The sequence below is a fragment of the Arthrobacter sp. A5 genome (genome assembly GCF_051131705.1).
In the GTDB taxonomy this organism is placed as follows: Bacteria; Actinomycetota; Actinomycetes; order Actinomycetales; family Micrococcaceae; genus Arthrobacter_M.
Genome location: NZ_CP180316.1, coordinates 1,816,581 through 1,832,530, shown reverse-complemented (window position 1 = coordinate 1,832,530; position 15,950 = coordinate 1,816,581). Strand labels below are relative to the sequence as shown.

The 15,950-nt window shown below is 64.7% G+C and carries 12 protein-coding genes and 1 pseudogene; 4 read left to right on the top strand and 9 right to left on the bottom strand.

What is annotated here, in order from left to right:
- Nucleotides 1-24 precede the first annotated feature (24 nt).
- Together ACLLJI_RS08455 and ACLLJI_RS08450 are read left to right on the top strand one after the other, a co-directional pair.
- Nucleotides 25-1,519: pseudogene (locus ACLLJI_RS08455) on the top strand (NAD-dependent succinate-semialdehyde dehydrogenase).
- A 105-nt stretch (nt 1,520-1,624) separates the two neighbouring features.
- Entirely contained in the window at nt 1,625-1,915 is a 291-nt protein-coding gene (locus ACLLJI_RS08450) for an antibiotic biosynthesis monooxygenase family protein (protein WP_434620191.1), read from the top strand.
- Nucleotides 1,916-2,000: 85 nt separating this feature from the next.
- Here the strand turns inward: ACLLJI_RS08450 and ACLLJI_RS08445 are convergent, their stop codons facing one another.
- Nucleotides 2,001-3,902, bottom strand: a complete 1,902-nt coding sequence (locus ACLLJI_RS08445; protein ID WP_434620188.1) for an FAD-binding monooxygenase — start codon at nt 3,900-3,902, stop codon at nt 2,001-2,003.
- 193 nt (nt 3,903-4,095) lie between these two features.
- Between ACLLJI_RS08445 and ACLLJI_RS08440 the strand changes: the two genes are divergently transcribed.
- Nucleotides 4,096-5,004, top strand: a complete 909-nt coding sequence (locus ACLLJI_RS08440) for a LysR family transcriptional regulator (protein ID WP_434620185.1) — start codon at nt 4,096-4,098, stop codon at nt 5,002-5,004.
- A gap of 70 nt (nt 5,005-5,074) precedes the next feature.
- Here the strand turns inward: ACLLJI_RS08440 and ACLLJI_RS08435 are convergent, their stop codons facing one another.
- From ACLLJI_RS08435 to ACLLJI_RS08425, 3 genes are all read right to left on the bottom strand, one after another.
- Nucleotides 5,075-6,418, bottom strand: coding sequence for an MFS transporter (locus ACLLJI_RS08435; RefSeq protein WP_434620182.1), 1,344 nt, complete (start codon nt 6,416-6,418; stop codon nt 5,075-5,077).
- On the bottom strand, nt 6,415-7,485 hold the full coding sequence (locus ACLLJI_RS08430; protein ID WP_434620179.1) for an MBL fold metallo-hydrolase: 1,071 nt from the start codon (nt 7,483-7,485) through the stop codon (nt 6,415-6,417). Before ACLLJI_RS08430 ends, ACLLJI_RS08435 begins: the two co-directional genes overlap by 4 nt.
- A gap of 367 nt (nt 7,486-7,852) precedes the next feature.
- Entirely contained in the window at nt 7,853-8,923 is a 1,071-nt protein-coding gene (locus ACLLJI_RS08425; RefSeq protein WP_434620176.1) for a PHP domain-containing protein, read from the bottom strand.
- A 266-nt stretch (nt 8,924-9,189) separates the two neighbouring features.
- Here ACLLJI_RS08425 and ACLLJI_RS08420 point away from each other — a divergent pair, with 266 nt between their 5' ends.
- Nucleotides 9,190-9,810 (top strand): L-threonylcarbamoyladenylate synthase, encoded by a 621-nt coding sequence (locus tag ACLLJI_RS08420; protein ID WP_434620173.1) that lies wholly within the window; start codon nt 9,190-9,192, stop codon nt 9,808-9,810.
- A 1,182-nt stretch (nt 9,811-10,992) separates the two neighbouring features.
- Here ACLLJI_RS08420 and ACLLJI_RS08415 read toward each other — a convergent pair.
- From ACLLJI_RS08415 to ACLLJI_RS08395, 5 genes are read right to left on the bottom strand one after another with little or no spacing between them, the layout of a single operon-like run.
- Nucleotides 10,993-11,715 carry an SDR family NAD(P)-dependent oxidoreductase gene (locus ACLLJI_RS08415; protein WP_283560659.1) on the bottom strand — a complete coding sequence of 241 codons (723 nt, stop codon included), beginning with the start codon at nt 11,713-11,715 and terminating at the stop codon, nt 10,993-10,995.
- A 15-nt stretch (nt 11,716-11,730) separates the two neighbouring features.
- Nucleotides 11,731-12,495, bottom strand: a complete 765-nt coding sequence (locus ACLLJI_RS08410) for an SDR family NAD(P)-dependent oxidoreductase (RefSeq protein WP_434620169.1) — start codon at nt 12,493-12,495, stop codon at nt 11,731-11,733.
- Nucleotides 12,488-13,870 carry an MFS transporter gene (locus ACLLJI_RS08405; protein ID WP_283560661.1) on the bottom strand — a complete coding sequence of 461 codons (1,383 nt, stop codon included), beginning with the start codon at nt 13,868-13,870 and terminating at the stop codon, nt 12,488-12,490. The genes ACLLJI_RS08410 and ACLLJI_RS08405 overlap by 8 nt, the downstream gene beginning before the upstream one ends.
- Nucleotides 13,867-14,757: a polysaccharide deacetylase family protein gene (locus ACLLJI_RS08400; protein ID WP_434620165.1), complete on the bottom strand. Its 891-nt coding sequence runs from the start codon at nt 14,755-14,757 to the stop codon at nt 13,867-13,869. The genes ACLLJI_RS08405 and ACLLJI_RS08400 overlap by 4 nt, the downstream gene beginning before the upstream one ends.
- Entirely contained in the window at nt 14,754-15,824 is a 1,071-nt protein-coding gene (locus ACLLJI_RS08395) for an asparaginase (RefSeq protein ID WP_434620162.1), read from the bottom strand. The genes ACLLJI_RS08400 and ACLLJI_RS08395 overlap by 4 nt, the downstream gene beginning before the upstream one ends.
- Nucleotides 15,825-15,950 lie beyond the last annotated feature (126 nt).

The following is a 15,950-nucleotide window of genomic DNA, read 5'->3' as shown; positions in this document are numbered from 1 at the left end:
GCGTGGGCCCAAAAGGAGTTTTTCATGACAACTACAGTTGACCGCGAAGCGAACCTGCTTGCCACCGTCCCCACCGGGCTCCTCATCAACGGCCAGTGGCGCCAGGCGTCCGGCGGCAAGACGCTGGACGTCCACGACCCCGCCACCGGCCAGGTGCTGGCGTCCATTGCGGACGGCACCAGCGTGGACGCCTTGGCGGCGCTGGACGCAGCGTCCGCAGCACAGGCTGGCTGGGCCCGGACGGCACCGCGGGTGCGCGCCGAAATCCTGCGCATGGCGTTCGAGCTCATCACGGCACGGGCCGAGGACTTCGCCCTGCTGATGACGCTGGAAATGGGCAAGCCGCTGGCGGAGGCCCGCGGCGAGGTGGCCTACGGTGCCGAGTTCCTGCGCTGGTATTCGGAAGAGACCGCGCGCGACTACGGCCGCTATGTGACCTCGCCGGAAGGCAAAAACAAGATCCTGGTCCAGCACAAGCCGGTGGGCCCGTGCCTGTTGATCACGCCGTGGAACTTCCCGCTGGCGATGGCCACGCGCAAGGTGGGTCCGGCCGTTGCGGCGGGCTGCACCATGGTGCTCAAGCCCGCAAAGCTGACCCCGTTGACGGCGCAGCTGTTCGCCCAGGTCATGCAGGAAGCCGGCCTGCCCGACGGCGTCCTGAACGTCGTCTGCAGCTCCAGCGCCTCCTCCATCTCCGGGCCACTGCTAAAGGATTCGCGGCTGCGCAAGATCTCCTTCACCGGTTCCACCGCGGTGGGCAAGCAGCTGATGGCCGCGGCCACCGAAAACGTACTGCGCACGTCAATGGAACTCGGCGGCAACGCCCCGTTCATCGTCTTCGCCGACGCGGACCTGGACGACGCCGTTGACGGCGCCATGGCCGCCAAGATGCGCAACATGGGCGAAGCCTGCACGGCCGCCAACCGCTTCCTCGTCCACACGTCGGTGGCCGAAGAGTTCACGGCGAAGCTGGCCGGGCGCATCGGCGCGCTGACCGAGGGGCGCGGCACCGAGGCCGGCACGGACATCGGCCCCCTGATCGAGGAAAAGGCGGACCGGCATCCACGCCCTGGTCACCGAGGCCGTGGCCGCAGGTGCCACGGTCCTGGCGGGGGGCAGCGCCGTGGATGGTGACGGCTACTTCTACCGGCCCACGGTGCTGGGCAATGTGCCCAACGATGCAGCGATCCTCCAGCAGGAAATCTTCGGCCCCGTGGCCCCTGTGACAACGTTCACGGACGAGGACGACGCCATCCGCATCGCGAACTCGACCGAATACGGCCTGGCCGCCTACCTGTACACCAAGGACTTCTCCCGGCTGCTGCGCGTGAGCGAACAGCTGGAATTCGGCATGGTCGGCTTCAACGCCGGCGTCATCTCCAACGCGGCCGCCCCCTTCGGCGGGGTCAAGCACTCCGGCCTGGGCCGTGAAGGCGGCTCCGAGGGCATTGCCGAATATACCGCAACCCAATATATCGGCATCGCGGATCCGTACGCGTCAGTAGCAGGCAGCTTATAAGGTGGGCGGCCCCCGGCTTGATTGCCGGGGGGCGCCTGCTGTGGCGTGCCGTGCGGTAGCGTGGAAGGACAGGCGGCCGGTGGATCCGGACCCGGAAGGAGTATCGTGTCCATCGTTGTCATTAACGCACTCAAGGTCCCCGTTGAGGCCGGGTCCGAACTGGAGGCCCGCTTTGCTGCCCGCAAGCACTCCGTGGACGGTTCCCCGGGCTTCGAGAAGTTCCAGCTCCTGCGCCCGGTCGCCGGGGAGGACCGTTACTTCGTCTACACGCAGTGGGCCACCCGGGCGGACTTTGAGAATTGGCGGGCCCAGCGGCCCGGCCACGACAACTCCGCGCAGGCCCCGGTGGCCAGCGGCATGGACCTGCTCGAGTTCCAGGTTGTGGACTTGGGGTAAGCAGCGGCACGCATCTGACGACCGTCCGGGCATCTGACGACCGTCCGGGCATCCGTCGGTGCGGATCCGGTGGGCGGGTCTTGGGTCAGGCCCTCTTGGCCTTGCTCCCCGACAGTACGGGAGCGAAGAACTCGGCCAGTTCAGCGGTCGCGGTCAGCGGCAGGATGTTCGCCACGTACTGGTCCGGGCGTACGACGACGACCACGCCGTCGCGGGACAGCCCGCGCGCCTCGAAGATGTCATCGCCGTCGACGACGCCGTAAACCTTCTCTAGATCGGTGAGCTGGTACGGGCCAACCTCGGGCCTGAACACGTCGGGCACGGCGTTGATGTCGATGTCCTGGTGCTTTTGCTGGTAGATGACCTTTACGTCGAACCAGGCGTCGGCGTCGAGCCCCTGGGGGGTGGCGGCCAGCGGTGATTCCGGAGCGTTCGCGAGCCACTGTGCCAGGTCGGTGGTGGGCGAGGCGGCACCGGGCTTCGCCGCATCGGCGAAGACGTAGATGCGCCAGCGGCCGTCGGCGGTGGCCTGGTGGCCGAGGTGCAGGGTGTTGGTGTCGCAGACGCGGGAGACGCGGGCGGACTTGAAGCGCTTGCCAAGCGGGAACCCCGTGGCCAGGTCCTGGTGGGCGCCCCCGGAGGTGAGCATCGAGCGCGTGTACTGCGTCATGAACCCTGCCGGGAACTCGGCAGTGCGAACGTAGAAGTCCTCCAGCTCCGTGGGGTCGGCGAATTCCTCGGGCTTCTTGGCCATCATAGTCGACCATTCCTTGTCGAAGTCGATGAGGTTCTTCGCAACGACCTGGCGCTCGGTGGAGTAGGTGTCCAGCAGCGACTCGGGGCTGCGGCCTTCGAGCACGTGGCCGAGCTTCCAGCCGAGGTTGAAGCCGTCCTGCATGGAGACGTTCATGCCCTGGCCGGCCTTGGCGCTGTGCGTGTGGCAGGCGTCGCCGGTGATGAAGACGCGCGGGCTGCGGGTGCCGCGGTCCTGCGCGAGGACGTCGTCGAACCGGTCGGTGAGGCGGTGGCCAACCTCGTAGACGCTGTGCCAGGCAACGCTGCGCACGTCCACGGTGTACGGGTGCATGATCTCGTTCGCCTTGGCAATGATCTGCTCGATGCTGGTCTTGCGCACGGTGCCGTGGTCGTCCTCGGGCACCTCACCCAAGTCCACGTACATCCGGAAGAGATGGCCGCCCTCGCGCGGGATCAGCAAGATGGATCCGCCGTCGTGCGACTGGATGGCGCACTTGGTGCGGATGTCGGGGAAGTCAGTCTTGGCCAGCACGTCCATGACGCCCCAGGCGTGGTTGGCCGCGTCCCCAGCGAGGGTGCAGCCGATCGAGGCGCGGACCTTACTGCGCGCGCCGTCGCAGCCGACGACGTACTTGGCGTGGACGATGCGCTCGGTGCCCTCATTCGGTTCGGCGCTGCGGACCAGCGTGACCTTCACGGGGTACTCGCCCTCGTCGGTGACCTCGAGGGTGCTGAAGTCCCAGCCGTAGTCGGGCACCAGGCGGGTGGGGGCGTTGGCCGCAACCTCGGCGAAGTAGTCAAGCACGCGGGCCTGGTTGACGATGAGGTGCGGGAACTCGCTGATGCCCATCTCGTCGTCGACTGCGCGGCCGCCACGGACGATGTTCTGGGGGTCCTCGTCGCCCGGGCGCCAGAAGTTCATCTCTGTGAGCCAGTAGGCCTCCGAGGTGATCTGCCCGGCGAAGCCGAACGCCTGGAAGGTTTCGACGCTGCGGGCCTGAATGCCGTCGGCCTGGCCGAGCTCCAGCCGGCCGCCGCGGCGCTCCACGAGGCGCGTGGTGATGTCGGGGAACTGGGCAAGCTGGGCTGCGGTCAGCATGCCTGCCGGGCCCGAACCCACGATGAGCACGTCCACCTCGGCGGGAAGTTCCTCGGGGCGGTCGATGCCGACGCCGGCGGCCGGCTGGACCCTCGGGTCACCGGAAACGTATCCATGGTGGTGGAACTGCACAAGAATCTCCTCATTGCACGGTGGCGGCGCGTTCACCACCATTGAATTTAATTCACTATTTGAATAGACAGTTCTAATAGTGCACACTAAGCATAATTGTGTGCGCCATCTCACGCAAGCCTGTGAGCTGGGCCGCCCTGGACGGCTGAGTTATATTCCGCCCCCGTTTCCGCAGGGTCGGTAGAATTCCAGCATGTTTCGCTACACCCTGCGGCAGGTGCTCCACTTTGTCGCCATCGCCGACCATGGCTCGATCCGGGCCGCTGCCGAGGCCACCCACGTCTCCCAGGCCGGGTTGTCGCTGGCCCTGACGGAACTGGAAAAGGCCCTCGGCGTCCAGCTGGCGGTACGGCAAAAGGCGAAGGGCATCACCCTGACCAGCGCGGGGCACAGGTTCCTCGCCGACGCCCGCATGCTGTTGCGCCGGGCGGACGATCTCCAGGCGACCACCGCGGAATCACCGGACGCCCTGGCGGGCCCCTTGGACCTCGGCTGCTACAGCACGCTGGCCGACTTCTGGGTTCCGCCCATCACGGCAGGTTTTGCCGCCGCCAACCCGCACTTGTCACTGACCATAACCGAGGGCCCACCGCTGCAGCTCCAACTCGACATGCTCGAGGGCAGGCTTGACGCCGTCCTCACCCATACCCGGCACGTGGTCGACGGCGCCGAATACCAGGTCATCAGGGAGGGCCGGCCCTACGTGCTGGTGGGTGCCATGCACCGCCTGGCGGGGCGCAGCGGCGTCCGGCTGGCCGAACTGGCTGACGACGACATGGTCCTGCTCAATATTCCCACCGTTCGCGACAACCAACTGCCCAATCTGCGCGCGTCCGGCCTGGACCCGAAAATTGCATGGCGGTCCACCAGCTTTGAGGCCGTGCGCGGCATGGTGGCCCGCGGCCTGGGCTACACGGTCCTGGTCCAGCGCCCGCCCCTGGACGTCAGCTACGAGGGCCTTCCGGTGGTCCCTCTGCCCATCGAGGGCCCCATCGGGCACAGCGACATCTGCTTCGCCTACCCCGCCCGGCAAAAGCTCAGCCGCAAGTTGCAGGCGCTCGTCGACTACTGTGCCGCGTATTCCCCACCAGTTGGCCCGTAAAACGCCGGCGCGCCTGGGAGACGGCAAACGGACGACGGCGGCCGGCCGCCGTCGTACTTTGGTGAAAACGTCAGCGCATGTCCCCAGTAAGGTCCGCGCCGCGGCCCTCCTTGGTGGCCATCACACAGACGGCGGCCACCACGAAGGCGAGCGTCCAGGCCAGGCCGACCAACCACAGCGATCCACCGGCCAGCAGGACCAAGCTGCTGGCGATCAGCGGTGTGAAGCCGGCGCCGAGGGTGGAGGCGGACTGGTAGGTCAGGGAGGCTCCGGTGTAGCGGATGCGGGTGGGGAAAAGCTCGGCCATGTAGGCGCCGAACGGGCCAAAGATGACGCCCTGGATGATGCCGTTGGCAAGGAAAAGGCCGATCGCAAAGCCGAGCAGCGTGTTGGTCTGCAGGAGCCAGAGGATCGGGTAGGCCAGCACTGCGCCGGCGATCATGCCAGCCAGCATGACGGGCCGGCGGCCGTACTTGTCGCTGAGCCGGGCGGCAAACCAGATGCCGACGATTGTCAGGGTGGCGCCGATTGCCTTGACGTTCAGCACGCCGGTCTGGTTGACGCCGTGGTCCACTGCGTAGGAGATGGCCCACACCGTCATCAGGCCCTGCACGGTGTAGGAGCTCATGCCGGCGAGCGTGCCCAGGATCAGGTTTTTGGGGTACTTGGTGAAGACCTCCAGCAGCGGCACCCGCTTCTTCTCCGCCTTTTCCTCCAGTTCCAGGAACAGCGGGGTTTCGGCAACCTTCAGGCGGATCACCAGGCCCACCGCAACGAGCGCGAGGCTGAGCAGGAACGGCACGCGCCAGCCCCAGGCAAGGAATTGGGCCTTGGACATGATGCTGACGGCTGACACCATGAGCGTGGCCATGACGGCGCCGGCGGGACCACCCATGTTGGCAAAGCTGGCGGCAAAGCCGCGCCGCTTGGCCGGGGAGTGTTCCAGTGCCACCAGCATGGCGCCGCCCCATTCGCCGCCGACGGCGATGCCCTGCAGCAGCCGCAGCACCACCAGCAGGACGGGGGCAACCAGGCCTATCTGCGCCGTCGTGGGCAACAGCCCGATGGCCGTGGTGCCCAGGCCCATCATCACCATAGAGACAATCAGGCAGCCCTTGCGGCCAAGCCGGTCGCCGAAGTGCCCGAAGATGGCACCACCCAGCGGGCGGGCGGCATACCCCACCGCCAGCGTGCCGAAGGAAGCGAACAAGCCCACGGCCGGCGGGACGTTGGCGAAGAACACCTTGTTGAACACCAGGCTGGCTGCCGTCGCGTAGAGTACAAAGTCGTAAAACTCGATGGCGCTGCCAATGAAGCTGGAGGCCAAGATCCGCCGCATGGCGGTGGTGTTCAGGCTGTCTTCCTTGACAGGGCGTCCCGCACGGGGGCGGGTGTTTTTACTCGTCATAGTCATCTCGAAGACACCATTTCTTCAATCCTGCGCGCAGCAGCTGTAGTTTGGCCAAAGGGAATCGAATCAAGGTCGTCCGGGACGTAGTAGTCCCCGGCAAAGTCGGCGCCAGCCGCTTCCCAGACGGATACCGGGGTTGTCCCCGGCACCAGGTGGTGTAACGCCAGCGCTTTTGCGCTGGCCCGGGTGGCCAGTTCCACGGCCTCGGTGGCGCTGGTGTGGGATTTGCGGTGGTGGTCTCCGGAGGCACGGCCGGTGCCATCGGCTGATCCTCCATAGGTCCGGTTGACCCAGTCGAAGTCGATGGCCTCGTGCAGCAGCAGGTCGGTGCCCCCGGCCAGCCGGACCAGGTTCTCGCACGGGGCGGTGTCGCCGGAGATCGTGACCGAACCGTCGGCCGTGTCGAAGCGGAACGCGAAGGCCGGTGCGATGGGCGGGTGCTGGACGAGGGTTGCGGTCACGGTGACAAGTTCGTCGGAGTAGATTTCAAACGGCTCCATGTCCGCCGGAGTGGGGTTGGTGTTCGGCGAGTAGCCGGTGCCCGCCGGGATGGTGATGTCCTGCGGGACAAAGTAGTCATAGGGGGACGGGCGCAGACTGTCCAGGATCCTGTCGTTGAGGTCGGTGGCGTAGGCCGCCATCAGGTGGCTGAACATGGCGGTGATGCCCGGAGTCGGGTTCTCCGGGAAAACGGGGGTCGGCGGCACCGCGGCGCGTGGGGAGACGGGAGGGAGTTCGCCTCGGTCGCCGGGGCCGATCAGGTGGATCTTGTGCTGGTCGGGGCCGAAGGTGAACATCCCGAAGATGGCCAAAGAGCCTAGGTCGATGGTGTGGTCCGAGTGCAGGTGGCTGACGAAGATGCCGCGAAGGGAGTTGATGGGCAACCCGGCCAGCATCATCTGCCGGCCCACCCCATGCCCGGCGTCCACGAGATAGGTGACGTCCCCGACTACGACGGCGGTCGCGATGCCCGAGCGCTTGCCCGCGTTTTCGCCCGTCCACCAGCGGGGGCCACCGGCGGTGCCGAGGGTGACCACCCTTGGTGTGAGATCTAAGGCTTGCCGGTTCATGCTCTACTCCTGTTACTGCAGGCCATGCGACTGCAACTATGCTGTGGATCACTTCCAGCAACCATCGTGCTCCCGATCAGAGTTTTTGGAAAACGGTAATTACTGGCCATGAAAACTGGTATTGCTCATGTATGGGCCAACCAACCAACCCTGGACCCGAAAAGCTCTCACGGCTTCGGCTGAGGAAATAACAACCTGGCTGACGTCGCTGGAATACTCGGCAGCGGAATGGGCGCCTGCCCGGAGGTCATAAATACGTGCCGGAGGAGGCAGCCCGCCAAACCGAGGAAAGGCGGCGGCACGGTCAGTGCGACGAAGTCAGGGCACCCGGGCCGTGAGTCGCTGAACCCAACGCGCCGCTATCCCCTCAACGCCCGGAGCCAGCCCACTCCAACAGCCGGCCCAACGACCACGTCGTGACCACCCGGTCTGCCGGCACCTCGTTTAGCACCGCCCGCTCGGCACCGTATTGGAGGAAGTCGAGCTGGCCGGGGGCATGCGCGTCGCTGTCGATGCTGAAGAGGCAACCGGCCTCGATGGCCAGTTGGATGAGGTTGTCGGGCGGGTCCTGCCGCTCCGGCCTCGAGTTGATCTCAACGGCGACGTCGTGCTCCGCACACGCTGCGAACACACGCTCGGCATCGAAGTCTGAGGGAGGACGTTGTCCCCGCGATCCTTGTACGAGCCGGCCTGTGCAGTGACCGAGAACGTTGGTATGCGGATCGCTGACCGCCTTGAGCATTCTTTGGGTCATGGTCCGCGCGTCGGAGCGAAGCTTCGAGTGCACGCTCGCGACGACGATGTCCAACCGGTCCAGCATTTCCGGTGTCTGATCCAAGTCACCGTTCTCGAGGATGTCGACTTCAATACCGGCCAGGAGGCGGAAGTCCTTGTCACCGTTGTTGCCCTGGGCTGTGTCGACGTGCGCTATGTCATTCTGCGCTACATCACTATTGGTCTGCGCCACGACGTCGAGCTGTTGGGCGAGACGCTCCGCGCTCAGCCCGTTGGCGATTTTAAGGTTGGGTGAGTGATCGGTCAGGGCAAGGTACTGGCGGCCCAGCAGCCGGGCGGCCTCGACCATGAGCCCGATGGGCGACCCGCCGTCTGACCAGTTGCTGTGGCTGTGCAGGTCACCGCGAAGCTCCGCATGCAGGGCAGCGCCGCCTTCCGCGAGCGGATGTCTTCCGCGTTGCCGCAACCCGTCGAGATAGTCAGGCACGCCGCCGTCGACAGCCTCACTGATCACCTCAAACGTCCTGGCCCCAATCCCCTTCATCCGCTTGAGCCGCCCGTCGCGCGCGCGCTCCACCAGCTCCTCAGGAGCCAAACCGCTGACGGCTTCGGCCGCGTTCCGAAACGCCTGCACCTTGAACGTGGGAGCGAGTTCCCGCTCGAGCCAGAACGCGATTTCATTGAGTGCGTCTACAGCATCCATCTGTCCATCTTCCCGTGGTGCAGCTATTGCGCGCGCCTTGCTTGAGGCCGACGGCGGCGGGTGTCGACGCCGTCGGATGCCGTCGCCGGTCCACTTGAGTGTCCTACTCGATCGAGATCCTGTCTACGCAGCCCTCCGGCGCCACCTCGGTCATTAGGCAAACCCCTGGACCAACCGCGCCGGAAACCGCGTCGGAACCCGCTCCCTCACGCACCATTGGACCTGGCCTCCGTGCACGATCAGCCGCCGGGCCGTAAGCTCTTGGCATGGCGAGATACTACGACGTTCACCCCGAAGATCCCCAACCACGGGCGATCGCTCAGATTGTCGAGCTCGTGCGGGCGGGCGGACTAATCGCCTATCCGACAGACTCGTGTTACGCGCTCGGGGCACAGTTCGGCAACAAGGACGCGCTGGATCGGATCCGCGCGATCCGCCGGCTCGACAACAAGCACCACTTCACGCTGGTCTGCCGGGACTTCGCCCAGCTGGGGCAGTTCGTGAACATCGGCAATGATGTCTTCCGCAGCATCAAATCCGTCACGCCGGGCAGCTACACATTCATCCTGCCTGCCACGAAGGAGGTTCCGCGCCGGCTGCTGCACCCCAAGAAAAAGACGGTTGGGGTGCGCATCCCCGACAATAACGTTGTCCAGGCGCTGCTGGCCGAGCTCGGTGAACCGCTCCTTTCCAGCACGCTCCTGCTGCCCGACCAGGAGGACCCGCTGACCCAGGGCTGGGAAATCAAGGAGCGGCTCGACCACGAGGTGGACGCCGTGCTTGATTCCGGCGACTGCGGCGCCCAGCCAACGACCGTCGTTGACTTCTCCAGCGGCACGGCGGAAATCCTGCGGCGCGGAATGGGCGATCCTTCCCGGTTCGAGTAGGAGTCGGGCGCGGGGGACGGGGTGGGACGGGGTATTTCCGCGACGCACCATCGTGCGGGCCGTTCCTTGCGCAGGACCAGCCTACGGCCACCGTGTGCGCGGACGCCCTGCTTGCCAGCGCGGCGCCGCTGGCCGAACTGTCCGCCGGGCTCAAGCGATCTCCAGTGTTGAAGATTGACCACCTTTGGTGAAGTTGCGTCGCGTTTCCCGGCGTGTCTCCACGACACGCCTACGACGGCGGTCGAAACGAACTCGCTCAGTTCCGACGAGTAGACGCTGGGAAGGTCCAGACCCATCATCTCCAGCACATTATCGATGCCGTTGGTTTTAATCGTTGCCGTGTCAGCCTTTTCGGCGAAGAAGCAGATACTCTTGTTGACTGGCTCAACCATCTCCCCGGAGCCTGCCTCCTCGCCGGTGGCGGGGTCCGGGATGTAGTTTCCGCAGATGCCATGGACTGGCCGGTTCGCTGCCGTCAATGCAAATGACGACGACGGGCACACCCTGGTGCATATAGTGGCGGCCGTCAACCGAGAATGTTGTCTGCAGCATAGGGGGCTTCTTCGATCGTGCGTGGCTTTCCGCCCGGGAGGGCGAGTGACCACGCAGGTGGTGTTTGCAGTGCCTCAAGCTTCGGCAAACACCGGTTTCCGTAGAAGCCCCCAAAATGCTATGCGGGCTATCGGCCCAGACTATGGCCCGCGGCAGCTGACTCCCGCGGCCGCTGTGCCAGCCGCTTCCCGACGTCGCCCGCACCAAGTCGACCCGGTCAATGGACGCTAGAGCAATCCTGGTGCTGCATCGACCACCGCAACCCCCGCGCGAGCCATTTCTGCGACCAGGCTTCCGGACTCAGCCGTGGACACGCAATCGAGCATCAATTTGCGAAAGGCGTCCCTGCGTTCGCGGCTGGTGCCGGTGGCGGCCAACACTCCCCGCCACAATTCATCCACGGTACCGCAGATAATAGTCCGACCTTTCGCTCCGGATACGAGCCACGAGTCCCCGGTGGCAGTTACTTTTGGCGCGCCAGGCAAAGTACCCGACATAGCTGTCACTGCCTGTGCCACTAAAAGCTGTTGTCTGGCAGTGCGTACCCGGCCCAGGACTGGGTCGGCTGCGATGATCCTCCCACAGGCTCCGCACATGTCAAGCTCCTTTCTTAGGGCATGACGTCGCCTCTTAGGGCATGACGTCGCCGGAATTGGGGCCGAGCGTTTGGCCGACAAAGAGGTTACCCCCGGGGTCGTTGGCCAGCAGCAGCGCTGTTGGAGCAACTTCGGCGGGCGTGCCGAAGCGGCCAAGGGGCAGCTCGGCGCGTTTGGCAACCTTCCATGTGTCGGAAATGCCGTCCACAAGCGGCGTTTCGATAGGCCCCGGGGCAATGCAGTTGATGAGGACGTTGTCCGCCGCCGTTTCCAAAGCCAGAGACTTAGTCATGCCGATGACGCCGGCCTTTGCAGCGCTATAGTGGCTCAGACCGACGCCCCCCTTGATGGCAAGCTGTGAAGCAATGTTGATGATTCGCCCCCATTTTTGCCGTCGCATCCCGCCCACGACTTCGCGGCAGCACAGGAACACGCCTGACAGATCTACAGCGATCGTTTCGTTCCACAACGCGAGCGGCATCTGTTCAAGCGGCGACTCCGTCAACAGGCCCGCACTGTTGACGAGTACATCGATCGGCCCCAAGTGTGCCCGGGCCGCAGCAAACCCATTCCTGACGCTGTCCTCGTCGGCGACGTCAACGGCGATGACGCCGTCGCCGCCGGCCCGGTCCAGGACCGCTACTCGGTCGCCGGCGGCTCTAAAAGCTTCCGCAATCGCTTGACCTATCCCGCTGGCGCCGCCGGTGACGACGACGGCGCGCCCGTCCGGGAATCTGTCATGATCTTGTGTGTTCATGTTCTCCTTCGGCGTTTAGGCCCTCATCTTGATGGTGAGCCCGCCATCAACGATGAGGGACTGTCCAGTCACGTATCGGGCGTCGTCGGACGTCAGGAACGCGATGACGCTGGCCACTTCCTCGGGCTGGCCCACCCGACCCCACGGAATGTCCAGTCCCGCCCGTTCAAGGCCTTCGGGGCCTAACGAGTTGACGGAGTCAAGTGACTGGGGCGTCTCGATGAGTCCCGGGATAACCACGTTGGCCCTGATTCCCACCGGCCCGAGTTCGGCCGCAACGCTACGGATCAGACCCAGTACACCGGCCTTGGCGGCGGCATAGTGGGCGTGCCCCTCCCAGCCGTAGACGCCGCCGGCGATTGATGAGACGGCAACCATCGCGCCGCCGTCGGCCATTCTTGCCGCCCCTGCACGCAGCGTGCGCAACACGCCGGTCAGGTCGACATCCAGCATTGCGGCCCAGCGTTCGTCGGTGAGGTCCTGAAGACGGGAATTGCGGAGGATGCCGGCGTTAGCGACAGCAATATCAAGCCGCCCGAATTCGTCCACGGCCCGCTGGGCGAAGGCGTCGACCGACGAGGTGCTCCGCACGTCAACCTCATGGACGACAGCACTGCCGCCGGCGTCCTGCACCAAGCGCAGTGTTTGTTCCGGATCATGCGGATCGTCGGGAAATGTTCCAATGACGGAGCGAACGTTGCGCGTCGCGTAGTGGGCCGCGAGTGCGCGGCCGATTCCACTGGCCGCCCCTGTGATGATGGCTACTTGCGGTTCAGGCATGGGGGTCCTCCGCTTTAGCTTCGGCTACTGGTTTGGCGGCGATCATGAGGACGCCCGAGAGCAGTGTTCCCATGGCGCCAATCCAGACAGCCGCAGTACCGGTGCCCGCTCCGGCGGCTACCGCGGTGAATAGTGCGCCGCCGATGATCGTGCCCGGCTGGCTCATGGCCCCGATGAACGCCGTTCCGGTGGCGCGGCAGCTGACGGGGTAGCACTCGGCCATGAAGTACTGTATGGCCGCGTACGGACCGACAAGGAAGAAGAGGCCGCCGCCGTAGGTAAGAATGATCATGAAGGGGCTGGTGGTCAGAGGGCTCAGCATGAAGATGAAGCAGATTCCGGAGATAATCCAGCCGCCGATGATGGTCCATTTCCGGCCAATCTTGTCGCCAAGCCAGCCGTGGAAGACATAGCCGAAGTAGGCGAGAAGGTTGATGACGATCAGGTACCAGAACGCTTGCGAAAGTTCGATTCCCTTGGCGTTTTTCAGCACCGAGCTTCCCAGGACGCTGAAGATTGTGATGCCGAAGAAGTTAATGATCCATGCCAAGGAGAAAACGATCGTGTTCCGGCGCAGATGTGGCTCCCAGATGCGTTTCAGCGGCGCGTCGGAGGAGTGCTCCACGCTGTAGGAGCGGGCCAGCGCGTGCGCCTCTTCGGTTTTTCCGGCCTTCTCAAGATGCGTCAGTTCGTGGTGCAGCTCGAATTGCGGGGTTTCCTTCAGCTTGCGTGATATGACCCAGACGATAATTGCCGCGGGTACTGTGGCCATCAGGTAAAGGGCACGCCAGCCCAGCGAGGGCAGGAAGGCCAAGCTCAGCGCACTGGCCAGCAGGAATCCCAGTGGCCATCCGCCCTGGATAAAGGAGTAGTGGAATCCGGGCCGCCTGCGCTTCTTCTCGTCTTCGGTAACCTGGTAAACCTCGTTCATGTAAGTGGCGTTGACGGCCTGCTCGGAAAACCCAAGTCCGCCAAAGGAGCGCACAACGACAAGCAGACCGCTGCTGATGAAACCCAGTCCCACCGGTATCAGGGACGTCAGGCCGGAAACGATCGCCGTCCCACCGATGGTGGTCATCATGCCCTTGCGCCGGCCCAGGCGGTCAATGACCGGACCGATGCCGAAGCACACCACGGCCGTGCCGACGGCGATCCATGTGTTGATGGCATACGCCTCCGGCGCGGTCCACCCGAAGGACTCCTGCATGGCGGGCAGGAGGGTGCCAAAGAGCCCGTAGTCGAAAACTGCAACGGTCCAGGCGAGCAGGGCAAGGACTGTGGCGATGCTGGTGTTCCGTTTGGAGAAGACGGGGAATCGGCGCCGTTCGTTCCCCGAGGGTGCCGACAGATCGACGGTGTCGGATGGCGTGCTCATGAGTTACTGTCCTTTCGGGGGCTGCGGGCGATGAATGAATCGGCGATCTGGTCGAACGTGTGCCAGCTGACGCCGTCGTGGCCGCTGATGTACTCGATCAGCCGCTCAAGCATGAGGAGGACCTGCGGGCGGCCAGACACGTCGGGGTGAATCGTCATAGTGAAAACAGCTTGATCCATCTCCCGGAAAACCCAGTCGAACTGGTCACGCCACATCTGTTCGATGTCGCGGGGGTTGACGAAGCCGTGGGAATTCGGCGACGCCTTGATGAACATCATGGGCGGCAAATCATCCAGGTACCAGTTGGCCGCGATCTCGACCAAGTCGGTTTCCCGGCCGCGTACCAAGGGTTCCATCCAGGTTTCGGCCGGTTTGGTGTAGTCGATTTTCTTCCAGGTGTCCCCAACCCGGACGTAGTACGGTTCAAAGTCCCTGTGCATGAGGGAGTGGTCGTATTTGATGCCTCGCTCAAGAAGGATTTCGTTGGTGACGGGCGAAAATTCCCACCAAGGCGCCACATAGCCGGTTGGACGACGGCCGGACACCTTTTCGATCAGCTCGATCGACCGGTCAAGGATGGCCGTCTCCTGCTGACGGGTCATGGCAATCGGGTTTTCGTGGGAGTACCCATGGACGCCAATCTCATGTCCGGCCTCCACGATCATCCGGGTCAGGTCCGGGAAGGTTTCGATCGAGTGACCGGGCACGAACCAGGTGGACGGGAGGGAGTACTTGCCGAACAGGCGAAGGAGACGCGGACCGCCGACTTCGCCGCTGAAGAGGCCCCGCGAAATGTCGCACGGAGAGTCTTCGCCCCCGTAGGAGCCGAGCATGCCGGCGACGGCGTCGACGTCAACGCCGAATGCGACCTGAATATCCTTCGTCATGATGTGCCTTTCAGATGGTTGGTAGATGCGACGGGAACGTCTTGAGGGGCCGGGGCGGAGCCGCGTCTGGCGAACTGCCCGGCGATGTCCTGCCGCGTCCACCCCAGCCGCAGCAGCAGGGCCAGCAGAATCAGCGACTGTGAGGGACGGAGCAGTCCCGACGGTATGGCGCCCGCGGCCAGAAGGTCACGTCCGCCTCCACCAGCGCCGTACACCGCCTTGACGGGACCGGCCTGCACTCGGGTGCTGGTCACGACCACGACGCCGGCCGCGGTGGCCTCGGCGACTACTTCGACCAAGGGAACGTTGACATTGCCGATTCCCGTGGCCTGCAGCACGACGCCCTTCGCCCCGGCCGTGAGGGACGCGCGAAGGTGGGTTTCATCGGCGCCGGGATAGGCGGCAACCAGGTCAACGCGCACCTGTCCGCGCTCGTCCGGCAGCGGCAGCGGGGCCATCCGAGAACGTGCCTCGCGCAGCAGGACGCCCTCGGCCTGGGAAACAGTGCCGATCGGGCCAAGATCCGGGTCCCCGAAGGCTCTGAGGTCGGAGGTGTGGATCTTGCGAAGTCCGCAGGCGTTGTAGATCTCCCCGGCAAAGCACACGAGGACTCCATGCCCGGCCGCGGACGGCGCTGAGGCTACGGCGATGGCCCCGGCCAGGTTGTCCGGACCATCCGGATCGTCCGCGTCTGCTGACCTTTGGGCTCCGGTGAAGACAACCGGGCGGGAGTCGTTGTGGGTGAGGTCGGCGAGAAATGCCGTCTCTTCCATGGTGTCGGTACCGTGCGTGACGACGACGCCAACCACCAGGGGGTCGTTGAGGACCTCCCGGATTTTTACACAGATGTCGTACATGTCCTCAAAGGTCAGTAAGTACGATCCCTTACGGAAGACGTCAATTACCCGGACCGGGTACATCAGCGAGCCTGCCAAGACTGCTAAAACCTGCTCGCCGGTGTCGGAGGCGACTGTGGCACCCCCGCCGCCGTTCGATGCACGGGAGGATATGGTGCCCCCTGTCGCCAGCAGCACCACATGCGGGCTGGCGGGGTCGATCGGTGTCATCTGAGCTCCAATATGCACTGTACCCAATCGATTGGGTTTCGGACGTCACGAAACTTGGATTCCAGGTACCTGTGAAGACCCGGCGCTTCATGTGGAGGTTTTCGCGGCATAGGCCCCACACCCAAT